Source organism: Campylobacter sp. CFSAN093249 (genome assembly GCF_011067895.1).
Lineage (GTDB): Bacteria > Campylobacterota > Campylobacteria > Campylobacterales > Campylobacteraceae > Campylobacter_D > Campylobacter_D jejuni.
This window is the reverse complement of the sequence record NZ_JAAMWM010000004.1, coordinates 124803-141879: the sequence shown is the minus strand read 5'-3', so window position 1 is coordinate 141879 and position 17077 is coordinate 124803. Positions and strand designations below refer to the sequence as shown.

Genomic DNA, 17077 nt, shown 5'->3' with positions numbered 1-17077 from the left:
ATTTATACCTTAAAATTTATCACAATTTATTTGATACTGTTTAATATTTTCATCATTTACTTCGTGGTTTGGTGCTTGATAGCATTCTTTAAATTTCGGAGTTTTAATAATTTTCACATAAAAACTTGGTATAGCAATACGGTTTTTAATGTATTGTGGTTCTTTATCGTAAAGTACTAAATTTAAAACTTCGATACTTTGAAATTCTAAAGCTAAATTTCTTTCTCTTTGTTCGATTTCATTCCAAATTTTATTATTTATTTGTGCATTTTGTGGGGTAATATTACTCATTAAAAATACTGAATTTTGAGCAGCTTTACTAAAGCTAAAAGAAGCATTGGGTGCAGTGTGTCCTCGTGTGTAACCACTGTTTTTATAATTACTCCAAGTAGTGCGGTATTTTTTAGGAATATTTGTATCATCTTCAAAGCGAGGGCGTTTTTTGATTTGTCTATCTTTCAAATTTGAAGCTTCTACCTTATAAGCAACAGCTTTTGTGCCTTTGAGTTTATAATCATAGCAATTTAGATAAAAAAACTTATCTAAGATTTGCGAGCAATTTATATTGTTAAAATAAGAAGAAAAATCAGCACTAGGCTTGTAAGGTTCTAAGGCAAAAATATTAAGAGATATAGTGAGTAAAAAGATGAAAATTTTCATTTAAGTTCCTTATCTTTACTTTTGCAAAGATGATTTAAAAAGCATTCTTTACATAAAGGTTTTTTAGCTTTACAGGTGTAACGTCCAAAAAGAACCATGGCTTGATGAAGATAGTTAAGATTATCTTTAAATGTGCGTGTTAAATCTTCTTCTGTAGCTTCTGGAGTTTTTGCTTTGCTAAGTCCTAAGCGGTGAGAAACTCTAAAAACATGAGTATCTACAGCCATGAAATTTGCTCCGCACCATTCTATTAAAACTACATGAGCGGTTTTTTGTCCTACGCCTGCTAAGGATTTTAAATTTTGTTCATCAAGGGGAATTTCTCCGTCAAAATTTTCACAAACTGCTTTTGCCATTTTTATAAGATTTTGTGCTTTATTATTAAAAAATGAACAAGTTTGTATATAGGTTTTAAGACTTGATAAATTTGCATTTGCAAGGGATTTAATATCAGGATAAGCTTTAAAAAGATCAGGAGTGATGAGATTAACTCTTTTATCAGTGCATTGGGCTGAAAGCATTACGCAGACTAAAAGCTCATATAAATTTGAAAATTTAAGCTCTGTTACAGGCTTGTCAAAATGTTTTAAAAAAAGTTCTTTGATTTCTAAATTTCTTTTCATTTTTTAATTTTAGTTAATTAGCTTTAAACCAAGTTTAGATATAATTGATTTTATATACATTTTATTAAAAAGGAAACCTAATGAAAAAATTTTCTTTAGTCGCAGCAACTTTGATTGCAGGTGTAGTTTTAAATGTAAATGCAGCTACAGTAGCTACTGTTAATGGCAAGAGCATTAGCGATACAGAAGTAAGTGAATTTTTTGCCCCTATGCTTAGAGGACAGGATTTTAAAACTTTGCCAGATAATCAAAAAAAAGCTCTTATTCAGCAATATATTATGCAAGATTTAATTTTGCAAGATGCTAAAAAACAAAATTTAGAAAAAGACCCTTTATACACAAAAGAACTTGATCGTGCAAAAGATGCAATACTTGTTAATGTTTATCAAGAGAAAATTTTAAATACTATTAAAATTGATGCGGCTAAAGTTAAAGCTTTTTATGATCAAAATAAAGACAAATATGTAAAACCTGCAAGAGTGCAAGCAAAACATATCTTAGTAGCGACAGAAAAAGAAGCTAAGGATATTATTAACGAACTTAAAGATTTAAAAGGTAAAGAACTAGATGCTAAATTTAGCGAGCTTGCTAAAGAGAAATCAATTGATCCAGGTTCAAAAAACCAAGGTGGTGAGCTTGGTTGGTTTGATCAATCAACTATGGTAAAGCCTTTTACAGATGCTGCTTTCGCGCTTAAAAATGGTACTATTACTACAACTCCGGTAAAAACGAATTTTGGTTATCATGTAATCTTAAAAGAAAATTCGCAAGCTAAAGGTCAAATCAAATTTGATGAAGTAAAACAAGGTATTGAAAACGGACTTAAATTTGAAGAATTTAAAAAAGTTATCAATCAAAAAGGCCAAGATCTCTTAAATAGTGCTAAAGTGGAATATAAATAATGGGTGTTTTAGACATTGTAAAAGCAGGGGTGATTAGCGGAGATGAGCTTAATAAAATTTATGACTATGCTAAAGCAGAGGGTTTTGCTATCCCTGCTGTTAATGTTGTAGGAACTGATTCTATTAATGCAGTTTTAGAAGCTGCAAAAAAAGTTAACTCTCCAGTTATTATCCAGTTTTCAAATGGTGGGGCAAAATTTTATGCAGGGAAAAATTGTCCTAATGGAGAAGTTTTAGGTGCAATTAGTGGGGCTAAACATGTACATTTACTTGCTAAAGCTTATGGTGTACCTGTGATTTTACACACTGATCATGCTGCAAGAAAACTTTTGCCTTGGATTGATGGGCTTATTGAGGCAAATGCACAATATAAAAAAACCCATGGACAAGCTTTATTTAGTTCTCATATGCTTGATCTTAGCGAAGAAAGTTTAGAAGAAAATCTTAGCACTTGTGAAGTTTATCTTCAAAAACTTGATGCTTTAGGTGTCGCGCTTGAAATAGAATTAGGTTGTACAGGTGGCGAAGAAGATGGAGTGGATAATACAGGTATTGATAATTCCAAGCTTTATACCCAACCAGAAGATGTAGCTCTTGCATATGAAAGACTTGGAAAAATTAGTGATAAATTTTCAATCGCAGCAAGCTTTGGAAATGTACATGGAGTTTACAAGCCAGGAAATGTTAGCTTACAACCTGAAATTTTAAAAAATTCGCAAAAATTTGTAAAAGATAAATTTGCTTTAAATAGCGATAAGCCTATAAATTTTGTATTTCATGGCGGTAGCGGTAGTGAGCTAAAAGATATTAAAAATGCAGTAAGCTATGGCGTAATTAAGATGAATATTGACACAGATACTCAATGGGCTTTTTGGGATGGGGTGCGTGAATATGAACTTAAAAATAGGGCTTATTTGCAAGGACAAATTGGAAATCCAGAAGGTGATGACAAGCCAAATAAAAAATACTATGATCCGCGTGTTTGGTTAAGAAGCGGTGAAGAAAGCATGATAAAACGTCTTGAAATCGCTTTTGAAGATTTAAACTGTATAAACAAAAACTAAGCATTTTAAAAGCTTAGTTTTATTTTGTTTTAAAAATTTTTATCAAATTAAGTAGCAATCTTTAAAATAAAATTTTTAATGAGGTATTGGTTTCATGGATATTAAATCAGATGAAATTTCAGAACTTGTTTTGCCTGAAGGCAAAGATGCAAGAGGTTCTTTGGTTTATTTTAAAATTATTTTTATTCCAGCTTTTCTTTATATTTTGATTTTATTGGGTTATTTTAATGTAATTGACTTTAAGGTCGAATTACATACGGTTATTATGACAGGTGTGATTTTTTTTACAGCATTGATTTTTGCTAGACATAGTGCTGAGTATGCGTATAGTATTTTTGAACAACAAAAAGATGAATTTAAACAGGCTTTAAAAAGACATATTATGAGGCATTTTCTTGCCATAGGGAAAGACACGAAATCAAATGCCAATTTTGATGACTTTGCTTATACATATATTAAGGGTGCAAGAAATGAGAATTTTGCTAGTATAGGTTCGGCAATTTTTCCAATGATGGGAATTTTAGGAACTTTTATCAGTATAGCTTTTTCAATGCCAAATTTTAGTTCTAGTGATACAGCCGCTTTAGAACAAGAAATTGCAGATTTGTTAAGTGGAGTGGGAACTGCTTTTTATGTTTCAATTTATGGAATTTTTCTTGCATTATGGTGGATGTTTTTTGAAAAATATGGTAAAAGCAAAATAGATCGTTTGCTAAATCGTCAAAAAAACGCTACAAGTGGATTTTTTTGGACAAAAGAAGAGCTTGATCAAAGATATTTAACTGAAAGTTTGCAACATTTTGAAAAAATTGGAGCAATTTTTAAACAAGTTAGTAATGATGATTTTTTTGCAGAGCTTGATCATGCTATTGATAGAAAATTTGGTATTTTCCAAGATATGCTAAATGTAGAAGAAAAGGCTATTAGATTAAGTAGTGAACATATCAAACAAACCATGGGTGAGCTTAGTAAAGCACAAAGAGATCAACGCGATCTTGGAAAGCTTTATAGTGAAATGTTAAATGGTATAGGTTTGCTCAATCAAAATTTAAAAGAAATCAATACAAGAATGTCAGAACAATATAATCGCTTGCTTGATATCAGTAGTGATAAAATTCATCATCTTGATAAGACGCTAAGTGCATTCGATGAAAAAATAGAGCGTTTTGGTAAAAATTTTGAACTTTATGAAAAAGCAATGTTGGAAAGTCAAGAAAAGGTTTTTGAGGGATTTAAAGCAAGCTTGTTTGAAGGTATGCATAAATTTAAAGAAGTATATGAAGAAGAAAAAAGTATTGATGCTAAAATCAAAATGATGGATGAGCTTAAAAAAGAAATGAAAGCACTTGATGAAGAAACAAGTCAAATGATGAGCAAGCTTTCTGGGGATGAAAATCAGAATAAAGAAAATGAAACCAAACAAATAGAAGATTTTTCAGAGTCTAAGACTGAAGAAAATCAAGATGAAATTCAAGCAGAAATATCTAAGCAAGAAAGCAATGATGAGCTAAAAAATGAAGATAAAGAAAATAAATGAAAAATGAGTCAAAAGAAGATAGCAATTTTTGGATAGCTTATGCTGATTTAATGGCAGGATTGCTGTTTGTTTTTATTTTGCTAATAGGTGCTATTGTTGTAAAATATGTTTTAACTCAAAGTGATTTAAAAGAAATCAAAGATAATCTCAATAAACAAGAGGCACGCTTAGAGGAGAGTAAAGAAGAGCTTAGAAATAAAGAAGCCATAGTGTTTAAACTAAGTTCTGATTTAAACAATGCTTCTAGTGCTTTAAATCTTGCTAATTCTCAAAAAGCAGAATTAGAGGCTAATATTACAAATTACAAGCAGTTAAGCAAAGATTTAAACTCAACTTTAGATAATAAAGATAAGCAAATTTTGATTTTACTAGGTCAACTAGAGAAAAAAGATGAAGAGCTTAAAAATTTACAAGAAGATTTTCAAAAAGCTAAAGAAAAGGTGCAAAATCTTGGTTTGATTCGTGAAAATTTAAGCAAGGAATTACAAAGCAAACTTGATAATAATATCACTATAGATGAAAAGACAGGATCTATTTCTTTGCCTGCTGAAGTACTTTTTGATAAAGATTCTTATGTGTTAAAAAATGAGGCAAAGGCAAGTTTGAGAAAAATCTTAAGCGAATATTTTGATGCTATTCTTGAAGATCCAAAAATTTTTTCTAACATTGAAAATATCATTATTGAAGGACATACTGATAGTGATGGATCTTATATTTATAATTTAGATTTGTCGCAAAAAAGAGCTTATGAGGTGATGAATTTTATCTATACTTTTTATAAGAGTGATAAGCTTCAGAAGCTTTTAATGGCAAGTGGACGTTCTTTTTCAGATCCTGTGTTTGTCAACGGAGTTGAAGATAAGGATAAGAGTCGTCGCATAGAAATAAAATTTAGCATTAAAAATGATAATGCTTTAAAAGATGTAGAAAAATTCTTTGAATTTCATTAAAACAATTAGTCCTATACAAAAAATCAATTTTAACGGATTTGAATTTTATATTAAAAGAGATGATTTATTAGGAGAAATTAATGGAAATAAAGCTAGGAAACTTGCTTTTTATATCCATCAAAGATATCCTAAAAATCAATCTTTTATAAGTTATGGAGGAAGCCAAAGTAATGCTTTGGCGGCATTAAGTATTTTTGCTAAACAAAGATCATATAAGCTTGTTTTTGCTTGTGAAAAAATTTCTACTTTTCTTAAGAATAATCCTTGTGGAAACTATGCTTTAGCTTTAGAAAATGGTGTTGATTTTGTAGAAAATATCCATTCTTTATCCTTAAAGCAATTTGCTTTGTCTTTGTGTAAAAAAGATGATGTTTTTATAGAACAAGGCATAGCTAATTTAGAAGCTCAATATGGCTATATGGAACTTGCTCAAGAAATTCAAATGCAAAGTCAAAGTTTAAAGCTTGATTTTGATATTTTTTTACCTTCGGGTACAGGCACTTCGGCAGCTTTTTTGGCAAAGTATTCTAAATTTAAAGTATTTACTTGCGCTTGTGTAGGTGATATTAAATATCTTAAAAAACAAATTTTAACATTAGATCCAAGCTATGATTTTTCAAATTTAGAATTTTTAACAAGTGATAAAAAATATCACTTTGCTAAGCCGTATAAAGAATTTTATGAGCTTTATATGGATTTAAAGTTAAAGTGCAATATAGAATTTGACTTGTTGTATGATATTTTAGGATTAAGTATAGCATTAAAACAAGAGTGGAAAAAACCATTGCTTTATATACATCAAGGTGGAATTTTAGGAAATTCCACTATGTTAGAGAGATATAAATTTAAAAAATCAGTTTAAAATTCCATAGATAAAAATGATTAAAATAATCAAAGGTACTATATATTTTACATAATAAAACCAAATTCCAAACCATGAACTTTTAAGTGTATTGTTATTGCTAAGTTCTTTTAGACTTTCTTGTTTGCCTAAAATCCAACCTACATAAATACAGCAAAAAAATGCAGTTAAAACAAACAAAATATTTCCACTAATGAAATCAAAACTATCAAAAATGTTTTTTCCTTTGATGATAACAATATCACGCCAAGGCCCGTAAGTTAGAATACAAGGAAGATTGCCAAGTATGAAGATAAACCCTAGAGTTAGGTTAATAGAAAGATTTTTAGAATATTTAAATTTTTCTTCTAATACGCTAATAATAACTTGATAAATTGGCAAGCTTGTGGTTAAAGCTGCAATCAAGAGTAAGACAAAAAATAAAATACACACAATAGTGCCAAAATGGATATGAGAAAATGCTATAGGTAAAGTTTCAAAAACCAAAGAAGGCCCGCTATCTGGAGCAAGTCCCGCTGAGAAAAGTGCTGGAAAAATCATAAAACCAGCCAAAACAGCTATGATAGTATTTAAAACCCCTGTATAAATAGCGGTTTTTGCCATATTTTCATTTTTATTAAGATGAGATGAAAGTGTTATCATTACCCCAAAACCTAGGGATAAAGCAAAAAAGACTTGTCCTAAAACATCGATTAAAAGTTTTGGTGATAAAATTTTACTAAAATCAGGTTCAAGATAAAATTTAACTCCAGCCATAGCTCCATCAAGGGTTAAATTGCGTCCTACAACAATAATAAGACAGATAAATAATAAAGGCATTAAAAATTTTACGGATTTTTCTATACCATCTATAATGCCTCTTTTTAAAATAATATAATTAATAATTACAAAAACAGTGGTAAAAATACCAACTCCTAAAGGATTGAAGGCTATTTTGTCGTTAAAAAACTGATGAGTAAATTCTTTGCTTACTACATTGGCAAGGCTAAAATTCCCTAGGGTTAATTCCCAAATATAAACTAAAACCCATCCTCCAAGTACCATGTAGTAAGCCATTATACCAAAGCTTCCTAAAAGTCCCATATATCCAATACTTTGCCATTTTTGTTTGAAAGCATCTACACTATTTGTCATCGCTTTTCTGCCTATGACATTTTCAACTAAAATAACAGGAATGCCTATGATAATCATAGCTATACAAAAAACTAATACATAAGCACCGCCACCATTTTCTCCTACAAGATAGGGAAAACGCCAAGTTGCTCCAAATCCTATGGTTGCTCCAGCAACTGTTAGAATATAAGTTAGTGTGCTGCTCCATGTTTGTCTTTGCATGATTATCCTTTCAAAAAAGAATTATTTTACCTAAAAATAACTTTAAAAACTTATAAGCTATCCATATAGCTTATATCGTAAGTATTTTTTAAGCGTTTGTGTATTGTTTCGTGCCAATTTTGAGATATGAGAGAGTTTAATTTTTCTAATTTATCTAATAAATTCGGATTTTGCTTAAGAATTTGATATGGGGAGTAAAAAAGTTGATTGAGTTCAAATACACTAAGTGAAGTAGAATTTTTTTCTAAAATTTTAATGTTTTCATGCTTTCGTATTTGTCCAACTTGTAAAACTTTATAATACCATCCACTCAAGCCCGTTTTAAAAATTTCATGTGTAAAATTTGGATTATTGTGAATTTTAGAAATTTTTACACAAGGTTTTCTAGGTTCGCTTACTTGCAGTATTGCATTTGAAAATTGATGTATATCACCTATGCAAACATTTTGTTCACAAAGCCCATCGATGCTCAAATTTTCACCCATTGAGCCAAAATTTAGCTTTTTATTAAGAAATCTTTCCCATATAGGATAGTTTTGACAAGAGTTGGCAAAAATAGCCTTATAGTAGCCTCCATGATGAATTTTATCAGCTATTTGATCATCTAAAACACCTAGAAAATCAATTTGTATTTCTTCTAGGTAAGTATCTTTAATAAATGCGCTTTGGAAATTTTTATAGTTTTTAATTTTCCCTATTTGCAAACTTTGAATTTTCATGGTTCTAGTTTTTTTAATAAATCATCAGCACTGATAAAACCCGTGATTTTTAATTTTTCTTTTCCATTTTCAAAGAAAATTAAAACAGGTGGGCCAAAAACATTAAATTCTTTCATGGTTTTAATTTGTTCATTATTATTTTCGCTTACATCAACTTTGATAAGTTTGTAATTTTGCATTTTTTGTATGATTCTTTCATCGCTAAAGGTTAATTCATCTAAAAGTTTGCAATTTTCACACCAAGATGCAGTAAAATCAAGCATTATGGGCTTTGTATTTGTTTGTATTTCTTGCTTTAATTGTTCAAAATTGTTGATATAATCATAGCTTAAAGCAGGTTTTGAGGCAGATATAGTATTGAAATTTAAAGGATTTAAGAAATTTTTAGCCCCAAAAAGTCCCCCTAGGAAAATACTTAGAGAATAAGCTAAAATAAGAATTAAAATACTTTTTTTAATTTTAGAAATTATTGTAAAACTTTTTTCAAAAATTCCCATAAAAACACTAAAAAATACACCTAAAATTCCATAGGCAATTAAAATGTAATTTTCTTCAATAATTCTAGAAAGTATCCAAATAGCCATAGCCAACATAACAAAACCAAAGAAAATTTTTACTTTTTCCATCCAAAAACCAGGTTTAATAAAACCTAATCCTAAGCCTATGAAAAGCAAAGGTATACCCATGCCAAAACTCATGATAAAAAGCGCACTACCACCTAATAAAGCATTGCCTGTATTGGCTATATAAATTAAAGCACCTGCTAAAGGAGCTGCTACGCAAGGACCTACTATTAAAGCAGATAAAAATCCCATGATGGCTATACCTAAAACTCCTTTCCCTTTTTCGCTTTTTTTATGTATAAAGGTTTGAAATCTTAATGGCAATTCAAAACGAAAAGCTCCAAACATAGCAAAAGCAAAAGCTATGAAAATTAGAGCAAAAAGAATTAAAATAATAGGTTTTTGTAAAATTCCTTGAATACTTGCTCCTAGAAAACTTGCTATAACTCCAGCAATAGCATAGGCTAAAGACATGAAAAAAACATAGATAAAAGAGAGAAAAAAACTATATTTTTTTGAAAATTTAGCATTACTTTTTGCTACGATAAGAGAAGATAAAATCGGAATCATAGGTAAAATACAAGGTGTTAAGGAGAGTAAAAGTCCATAGCCAAAAAAACTTAGCAAAATCCAAAAAAAGTTATCTGTTGCTAAAAAATTTGCTATAGAGCTTTCTTCAGATTCAATTTTAGTTTTTTTATCTGTTTTTTGAGCTTTGTAAGGTTTTGAAATTTCAAAAGCATCTTTTTTAGAAATGAGATCAAAGTACCAAGTTTGAGGATTATAACACAAGCCTTGTTCAGAACAGCCTTGAAATTCGAGTTTGATTAAATTTGTGGTATTTTTTGCAAAGCGCTCTAGTAATAAATTTGGCAAAGCTAAATTTAATTTTTGATAATAAATATTTTCATTACCTCTTGTAGAACTTTGAGGTAGATTAATCAAAGAACTTATATCTTTTTCGTTTATATATAATTTAAGTTTATTAGAATAAAGATAAATATCTTTTCCAAGTTCAATATCAATTGAGATAGAGTTATTATAAGAGTTTGATTTTACATTAAAAGCTTCATTTAAAGATAATATAGAAGCAAAACATAAACAAAAACTTAATAAAATAATACCAAAAATACGCATAAATTTCCTAAAAACTTATTTTTTCCTTTATTTTTAGCTTCAATTATAATTTATTATGGTAAATTTACTTTAAATACTTTATAAAGGTTTGAAAATGCAAGAAAATAATTCTCCAAAAGCGCAAGCGGTTGTTAAAAAGAATGAAATTTATGTTTCTGTTAAAAGAAAGAAAAGTACAATAGAATATGAAAAAGATTTAAAGAATTTGCAAATTGAGCTTTTGAAATTTCAAAATCATGTTAAAGCCAAGGGTTTAAAGGTTCTTATACTTATAGAAGGGCGTGATGCGGCTGGAAAAGGTGGGGCGATTAAACGTTTGATTGAGCATTTAAATCCGCGTGGTTGCCGCGTTGTGGCTCTTGAAAAACCTAGTGATGTGGAAAAAACACAGTGGTATTTTCAGCGTTATATAGCACATTTGCCCTCAGCCGGTGAGATTGTGATTTTTGACAGATCTTGGTATAATCGTGCAGGAGTAGAACCGGTTATGGGTTTTTGTACACCGCAACAACATAAAGATTTTTTAAGAGAAGTGCCTTTGTTTGAAAATATGATTTCAAATAGTGATATTATTTTTTTTAAATTTTATTTTTCAGTATCAAAAGACGAGCAAAAAAAACGTTTTGAAAAACGCCGAAGCGATCCACTTAAACAATATAAATTATCTCCTGTGGATCAAAAATCGCAAGAATTATGGGATAAATATACTTTAGCTAAATACTCTATGCTTTTAGCATCTAATACTCCAACTTGTCCTTGGACTATTATTTCTTCTGATGATAAGAAAAAAGCAAGATTAAATTTATTGCGTTTTATACTTTCTAAGGTAGAATATCCAAATAAAAAAACTGGAGATTTTTCCAAAATTGATGCAAAATTAGTGCGTAGTGGAGAAGAAGAAATACGAAAAATGGAGGCGAATTTGGAAAAACTTGACAGTAAAAAAGCAGATGAGAAAATAAAAGATTTAGATTAAGGAAAAGAATGCAAAAGCTGGTTGAAAATTTAGCACTAAAGTACTATGATAAAGTAGTTGATTTAAGACATCAAATTCATATGCATCCTGAGCTTGAATTTGAAGAAGAAAATACAGCCCATTTAGTGTGTAAAATTTTAGATGAGTTTGGCATTAAATATCAAAAAAATATTGCAAAAACAGGAATTTTAGCTATTATAGAAGGAAAAAAGAAGAGTCAGAAAAAACCAAAATGTGTTCTTTTAAGAGCGGATATGGATGCTTTGCCTGTGCAAGAAAAAACTAATCTAAGTTATGCTTCAAAAATTGATGGTAAGATGCACGCATGTGGACATGATGGACATACAGCAGGACTTTTGGGAGCTGCTTTGATATTAAATGAGCTTAAAGATGAATTTTGTGGCACGATTAAGTTTATGTTTCAGCCCGCAGAAGAGGGAAGCGGTGGAGCTAAACCTATGATAGAATCAGGTGTATTGGAAAATCCTTATGTTGATGCAGTTTTTGGTTGTCATTTATGGGGGCCTTTGCTTGAAAATACTGCTCAAATTGTAAGTGGTGAAATGATGGCTGGAACGGATATTTTTGATTTGGAATTTATTGGCAGAGGAGGGCATGGAGCTCATCCGCACACTTGTATAGATCCTATAATTATGACAACGCAATTTGTAAATAATATACAAAGTGTTATTTCTAGACGTTTAGCCCCTTATGAAGCAGGGGTGATTACCGTAGGTCAAATTTGTGCAGGAACTACTTATAATGTTATTCCTACAAATGCTTATTTAAAAGGAACTGTGCGCTTTTTAAATGATAAAACGCAAGATATTTTAAAAAGTTCTTTAGAAGAAGTGGCTGCTGCTACAGCAAAATCCAATGGCGGAGATTATAAGCTTAAATATACTAAAGAATTTCCTCCATTGATTAATGATGAAAAAGCTGTTTTAATAGCAAGAAAAGCTTTTGCAAAGGTCTTAGGAGAAGAAAATATCATTGTTTCTTCTAAACCTGACATGGGGGCTGAAGATTTTGCTTTTTTAACACGAGAAAGAATGGGGGCTTATGTATTTGTTGGAATTTCAAAGGATTTAAATCATCCAGCTTTGCATCATAGTTCTACTTTTTGTTGGGATGATGAAAATTTAAAAGTTTTAATGCAGGGTGATGTGATGATGGCTTTAGAATTTTTAAATTTATAAAATAGAATTAAAAATTCACAAAAAATTCACAAAAAATGAGTAAAATTTAATCTTGATTTTTCTTTAGGATTTGTTATTATGAAAAAGAAGATTGTTTTAATCATTTTAATTGCAATACTTGGAAGTGTTGGGGCTTATTTTATTTTTTTTAATAATGATGAAAAAATCAGCTATTTAACTCAAAAAATACAAAAAAAAGATATATCTCAAACCATAGAGGCAGTAGGAAAGGTATATGCCAAAGATCAAGTTGATGTGGGTGCTCAAGTTAGTGGACAAATTATAAAACTTTATGTTGATGTGGGAACTCATGTAAAGCAAGGTGATTTGATCGCTCAAATTGACAAAGATAAACAACAAAACGATTTAGATATTACAAAAGCTCAGCTTGAAAGTGCTAAGGCTAATTTAGAGAGTAAAAAAGTTGCCCTTGAGATTGCGAATAAGCAATATCAAAGAGAGCAAAAACTTTATGCAGCTAAAGCAAGTTCTCTTGAAAATTTAGAAACTCAAAAAAATAATTATTATACTTTAAAAGCCAATGTTGCAGAGCTTAATGCTCAAGTAGTTCAGCTTGAAATCACTCTTAAAAATGCACAAAAAGATTTAGGTTATACAACCATTACTGCTCCTATGGATGGTGTTGTGATTAATGTAGCTGTAGATGAAGGACAAACAGTTAATGCTAATCAAAACACTCCTACTATAGTCCGTATAGCTAATTTAGACGAAATGGAAGTAAGAATGGAAATAGCAGAGGCTGATGTGAGTAAGATAAAAGTAGGAACAGAGCTTGATTTTTCTTTGCTTAATGATCCTCAAAAAACTTATCATGCTAAGATTGCAAGTATAGATCCAGCTGATACTGAAGTGAGTGATTCTAGTACAAGCTCAAGCTCATCAAGTTCGAGTTCTTCAAGCTCAAGCTCATCAAATGCTATTTATTATTACGCAAAATTTTATGTAGCCAATAAAGATGATTTTTTGCGTATTGGTATGAGTATACAAAATGAAATTGTCGTAGCGAGTGCAAAGGCTGTTTTAGCAGTGCCAACTTATGCAATTAAAAGCGATCCAAAAGGTTATTATGTTGAAATTTTAGAAAATCAAAAAGCTGTTAAAAAATATGTCAAACTTGGCATTAAAGATTCTATCAATACTCAAATTTTAGAAGGCGTAAATGAAAATGAAGAATTGATAGTAAGCTCAAGTGCTGATGGCTTAGCCACTAAAATGAAGTTGAGATTTTAATGATTTTTCTTAAAAATATTTGCAAGAATATAGGTGAAAATGCCATTTTAAAAAATGTAAGTTTAAGTATAGAAAAAGGTGAATTTGTTGCTATTATAGGACAAAGTGGAAGTGGTAAAACTTCACTTTTAAATATCATAGGAACATTAGATACGCCAAGTAGCGGAACTTATGTTTTTGATGAGTATGAAGTCACTAAACTTAATAACTATGAAAAAGCAAGATTAAGGCGTGAAAAAATAGGCTTTATATTTCAAAGATATAATCTTTTAAGCTTGCTTAGTGCTAAAGAAAATGTTTCTTTACCTGCAGTTTATGCGGGAAAAAATTTACAAGAAAGAAGTCAAAATGCTAAAAAACTCTTAAATGATTTAGAATTAGCTCACAAGTTAGATTCTAAGCCAAACGAATTAAGCGGAGGGCAGCAACAACGCGTTTCTATAGCAAGAGCTTTAATCAATGGCGGAGAGCTTATTTTGGCTGATGAACCAACGGGAGCTTTGGATAGTAAAAGCGGTATTATGGTGCTTGAAATTTTACAAAAACTTAACGAGCAAGGTCATACTATAGTCTTAGTAACTCACGATCCAAAAATTGCAGCACAAGCTAAAAGGGTTATAGAGATTAAAGATGGAGAAATTTTAAGCGATACTAAAAAGGAAAAAGCTCAAGAAAAACTTATTTTAAAAACAATGCCCAAAGAGAAAAAAACACTTACTTTGCTTAAAAATCAAGCCTTTGAATGTTTTAAGATAGCTTATTCTTCCATACTTGCACACAAACTTCGTTCTATTTTAACTATGCTTGGAATCATCATAGGTATTGCTTCTGTAGTTTGTGTTGTAGCTTTAGGATTAGGCTCTCAAGCTAAAGTGCTTGAGTCTATTGCAAGACTTGGGACAAATACTATTGAAATTCGCCCTGGAAAAGGATTTGGGGATTTGCGTTCGGGTAAAACAAGGCTTAATTTTAGTGATTTAGAAACGCTAAGATCTTTAGAATATTTAGAAGCAGTTGATGCTCATTCAAATACTTCAGGAGTGGCAACTTATACCAATATTTCTTTAAGCGCAAGAGCTGAAGGAGTAGGGATAAATAATTTTGCTATAGAAGGTTTAAGGATAGATGCGGGAAGAATTTTAAATAATGATGATGTAAAAAATAGTACCAATGTTGCTGTATTGGATTTTAACGCTAAAAAAAATCTTTTTCCTGATGAAAAAAGTGAAAATATTTTAGGTCGTGTGGTGCTTTTTAATTCTCAACCTTTTAAGATTATAGGAGTTTTGCAAAAAGATACAGACAAGCCTATAGAAGATAATGTAGTACGTCTTTATATACCCTATACAACACTGATGAATAAGCTTACAGGAGATAGAAATTTGCGTGAAATCATAGTTAAGGTTAAAGATGATGTGAGTTCAACTTTGGCTGAAAATGCTATTATAAGAATTTTAGAAATTAAACGCGGACAAAAGGATTTTTTTACTTTTAATTCTGACACTTTTAAGCAAGCTATTACAGCAAATAAACGCACTACAACCATACTTACCGCTTGTGTGGCTGTGATTGCTTTGATTGTTGGGGGTATAGGAGTGATGAATATCATGCTTGTTTCTGTAAGTGAAAGAACAAGAGAAATAGGCATACGCATGGCTATAGGGGCTAGAAGAGAAGATATTATGATGCAGTTTTTAATCGAAGCGGTTATGATTTGTACTATAGGGGCGATTTTAGGTGTGATTTTATCGATTTTTGTTATTTTTGCTTTTAATACTTTAAGTACGGATTTTCCTATGATTTTAAATGCCTATTCTGTGCTTTTGGGACTTTTAAGTTCTATGTTTATCGGTGTGGTTTTTGGTTTTTTCCCTGCAAGAAATGCAGCAAATTTAAATCCTATTAGTGCATTATCAAAGGAATAAAATGAAAATAATACTTAGCATTTTTTTAGCATTTTTCTTGAGCGCTTGTGGTGTAAAACTTAGCTTGCCTAAAGAAGTTGATTTAACTCAAGAACAAATGAAAGATTTAAATCTTACTTATGATTGGTATAGATCTTATGATAATGCAAAATTAAATGAATTTCTAAATTTTGTTTTATTGAATAATAGTGATATTAATATTGCTAGAAAAACTTTGCTTTCGGCTTTGGCTAGAGCTGATTTGATTGATTATGATTTATATCCGACTTTAAGTGGAAATTTGGGTTTTGGTGGAGATAAAGATTTAAATTCAGGCAAACAAAGTAAAAATTTCAATAATTCTTTAAATTTAAGCTATGAGCTTGATATTTATGGAAAATTAAGAGATAGTGCAAGTGCGAGTGAATTTAGTGCAAAAGCAAGTGCTTATGATCTTGAAAATTTAAAAATAAGCATGATCAATACAGCTTTAAATGATGTTTTTGAGCTGGCTTATTTTAACGATGTAGATAAATTGCTTCGAGCTTATCTTTCAAATTTAGAACAAATGAAAGAGCTTTATAACTATAAATACAAGCTTGGAAAAATAGAAGAATTAGATCTTTTAAACATAGAACAAAGCTTATTAAGAGCTAAACAAAATTTATTAAGCAATGATCAAAATCGTAATTTACTCATAAAAAATTTACAAGATTTATTGGCAAAGCAAGAAGGTTTTGCTTACATAGAGTATTTTAAAACTTTATCTTTAAATGATTTTAAAACCTTAAGTCCTGATTTTAATATACCTTTAAAAGCTTTAGCGTACCGTGCAGATGTGAGATCTAAACTCAATAGCTTAAAATCAGCCTTTAAGGATTATTCTTCCATGCAAAAATCTATTTTGCCTAGTATTTCTTTAGGTGGAGCATTAAGTGGGAGTGATAAAAAAATTGATGATAGTTTTAAATTTGAAATTTTAAGTGGTAATGTTAAGATTTCTTTACCTTTCTTAGATTATGGTAGGGTAAAGCAAAATATCAAAATTTCACAATTTGCTTATGAGCAACTTTTAATTTCTTATGAGCAAACTTTGCAAAGCGCGATGAATGAATTTGCATTGAATTATAAAGATTATCAAAGCGACACCTTGCTTTTGCAAAATTTGCAAAATATTAACATTAAACAAGAGCTTATCACTAAGGCGTATTATGAAAAATATATTTTAGGAAAAAGCGAATTAAAAGATTATTTGGATGCAAACAATACTTTAAATTCTACCCAGCAAGAATTTTTAAGAGCCAGATTTAATCTTTTAAAAACCATTAATTCTTACTATCAAATCACAGCTTTAAGTTTTAATGATAAAAACTTAGAATTTCCTAAGTATTAAAT

15 protein-coding genes are annotated in these 17077 nt (G+C 30.1%); 10 read left to right on the top strand and 5 right to left on the bottom strand.

Features of this window, described 5'->3' with window-relative positions:
* Positions 1 to 9: 9 nt before the first annotated feature.
* Together FBF10_RS03005 and nth are read right to left on the bottom strand one after the other, a co-directional pair.
* Complete coding sequence (locus FBF10_RS03005) at positions 10 to 660, bottom strand: DNA/RNA non-specific endonuclease (protein ID WP_002852117.1); 651 nt, start codon at positions 658 to 660, stop codon at positions 10 to 12.
* Complete coding sequence (gene nth, locus FBF10_RS03000) at positions 657 to 1283, bottom strand: endonuclease III (protein ID WP_002852225.1); 627 nt, start codon at positions 1281 to 1283, stop codon at positions 657 to 659. Before nth ends, FBF10_RS03005 begins: the two co-directional genes overlap by 4 nt.
* Positions 1284 to 1363: 80 nt before the next feature.
* On the opposite strand from nth, the gene peb4 reads away from it, so the two are divergent.
* The 5 genes from peb4 to FBF10_RS02975 all read left to right on the top strand — a co-directional run bounded on the left by peb4 (position 1364) and on the right by FBF10_RS02975 (position 6598).
* A complete protein-coding gene (gene peb4 / locus FBF10_RS02995) occupies positions 1364 to 2185 on the top strand; it encodes a peptidylprolyl isomerase PEB4 (protein ID WP_020246902.1) in 822 nt (273 codons plus the stop codon).
* Positions 2185 to 3249 (top strand): class II fructose-bisphosphate aldolase, encoded by a 1065-nt coding sequence (gene fbaA, locus FBF10_RS02990; RefSeq protein WP_002852272.1) that lies wholly within the window; start codon positions 2185 to 2187, stop codon positions 3247 to 3249. The genes peb4 and fbaA overlap by 1 nt, the downstream gene beginning before the upstream one ends.
* Before the next feature lie 94 nt (positions 3250 to 3343).
* The gene (locus tag FBF10_RS02985; RefSeq protein ID WP_002852205.1) at positions 3344 to 4786 is read left to right on the top strand and encodes a MotA/TolQ/ExbB proton channel family protein; all 1443 of its coding nucleotides are present in this window, start codon (positions 3344 to 3346) and stop codon (positions 4784 to 4786) included.
* Positions 4783 to 5736, top strand: a complete 954-nt coding sequence (locus tag FBF10_RS02980; protein WP_002852313.1) for an OmpA family protein — start codon at positions 4783 to 4785, stop codon at positions 5734 to 5736. The genes FBF10_RS02985 and FBF10_RS02980 overlap by 4 nt, the downstream gene beginning before the upstream one ends.
* Positions 5723 to 6598 carry a 1-aminocyclopropane-1-carboxylate deaminase/D-cysteine desulfhydrase gene (locus FBF10_RS02975; RefSeq protein WP_004308307.1) on the top strand — a complete coding sequence of 292 codons (876 nt, stop codon included), beginning with the start codon at positions 5723 to 5725 and terminating at the stop codon, positions 6596 to 6598. The genes FBF10_RS02980 and FBF10_RS02975 overlap by 14 nt, the downstream gene beginning before the upstream one ends.
* Here the strand turns inward: FBF10_RS02975 and FBF10_RS02970 are convergent.
* From FBF10_RS02970 to FBF10_RS02960, 3 genes are read right to left on the bottom strand one after another with little or no spacing between them, the layout of a single operon-like run.
* The gene (locus FBF10_RS02970) at positions 6590 to 7933 is read right to left on the bottom strand and encodes a sodium-dependent transporter (RefSeq protein WP_002852070.1); all 1344 of its coding nucleotides are present in this window, start codon (positions 7931 to 7933) and stop codon (positions 6590 to 6592) included. The two genes, FBF10_RS02975 and FBF10_RS02970, sit on opposite strands and share 9 nt — an antisense overlap.
* A gap of 50 nt (positions 7934 to 7983) precedes the next feature.
* Positions 7984 to 8652 carry an MOSC domain-containing protein gene (locus FBF10_RS02965; protein WP_004308309.1) on the bottom strand — a complete coding sequence of 223 codons (669 nt, stop codon included), beginning with the start codon at positions 8650 to 8652 and terminating at the stop codon, positions 7984 to 7986.
* On the bottom strand, positions 8649 to 10352 hold the full coding sequence (locus FBF10_RS02960; RefSeq protein WP_004308310.1) for a protein-disulfide reductase DsbD: 1704 nt from the start codon (positions 10350 to 10352) through the stop codon (positions 8649 to 8651). Before FBF10_RS02960 ends, FBF10_RS02965 begins: the two co-directional genes overlap by 4 nt.
* 94 nt (positions 10353 to 10446) lie before the next feature.
* Here FBF10_RS02960 and ppk2 point away from each other — a divergent pair, with 94 nt between their 5' ends.
* From ppk2 to FBF10_RS02935, 5 genes are all read left to right on the top strand, one after another.
* On the top strand, positions 10447 to 11328 hold the full coding sequence (ppk2, locus tag FBF10_RS02955) for a polyphosphate kinase 2 (RefSeq protein ID WP_002852184.1): 882 nt from the start codon (positions 10447 to 10449) through the stop codon (positions 11326 to 11328).
* 8 nt (positions 11329 to 11336) lie between these two features.
* Entirely contained in the window at positions 11337 to 12527 is a 1191-nt protein-coding gene (locus FBF10_RS02950) for a M20 family metallopeptidase (protein ID WP_002852326.1), read from the top strand.
* A gap of 78 nt (positions 12528 to 12605) precedes the next feature.
* Positions 12606 to 13778: an efflux RND transporter periplasmic adaptor subunit gene (locus tag FBF10_RS02945; protein ID WP_002884110.1), complete on the top strand. Its 1173-nt coding sequence runs from the start codon at positions 12606 to 12608 to the stop codon at positions 13776 to 13778.
* Positions 13778 to 15703, top strand: coding sequence for an ABC transporter permease (locus FBF10_RS02940; protein ID WP_004308314.1), 1926 nt, complete (start codon positions 13778 to 13780; stop codon positions 15701 to 15703). The genes FBF10_RS02945 and FBF10_RS02940 overlap by 1 nt, the downstream gene beginning before the upstream one ends.
* 1 nt (position 15704) lies before the next feature.
* Positions 15705 to 17075 carry a TolC family protein gene (locus tag FBF10_RS02935; RefSeq protein ID WP_004308316.1) on the top strand — a complete coding sequence of 457 codons (1371 nt, stop codon included), beginning with the start codon at positions 15705 to 15707 and terminating at the stop codon, positions 17073 to 17075.
* The last annotated feature ends 2 nt before the right edge of the window (positions 17076 to 17077 follow it).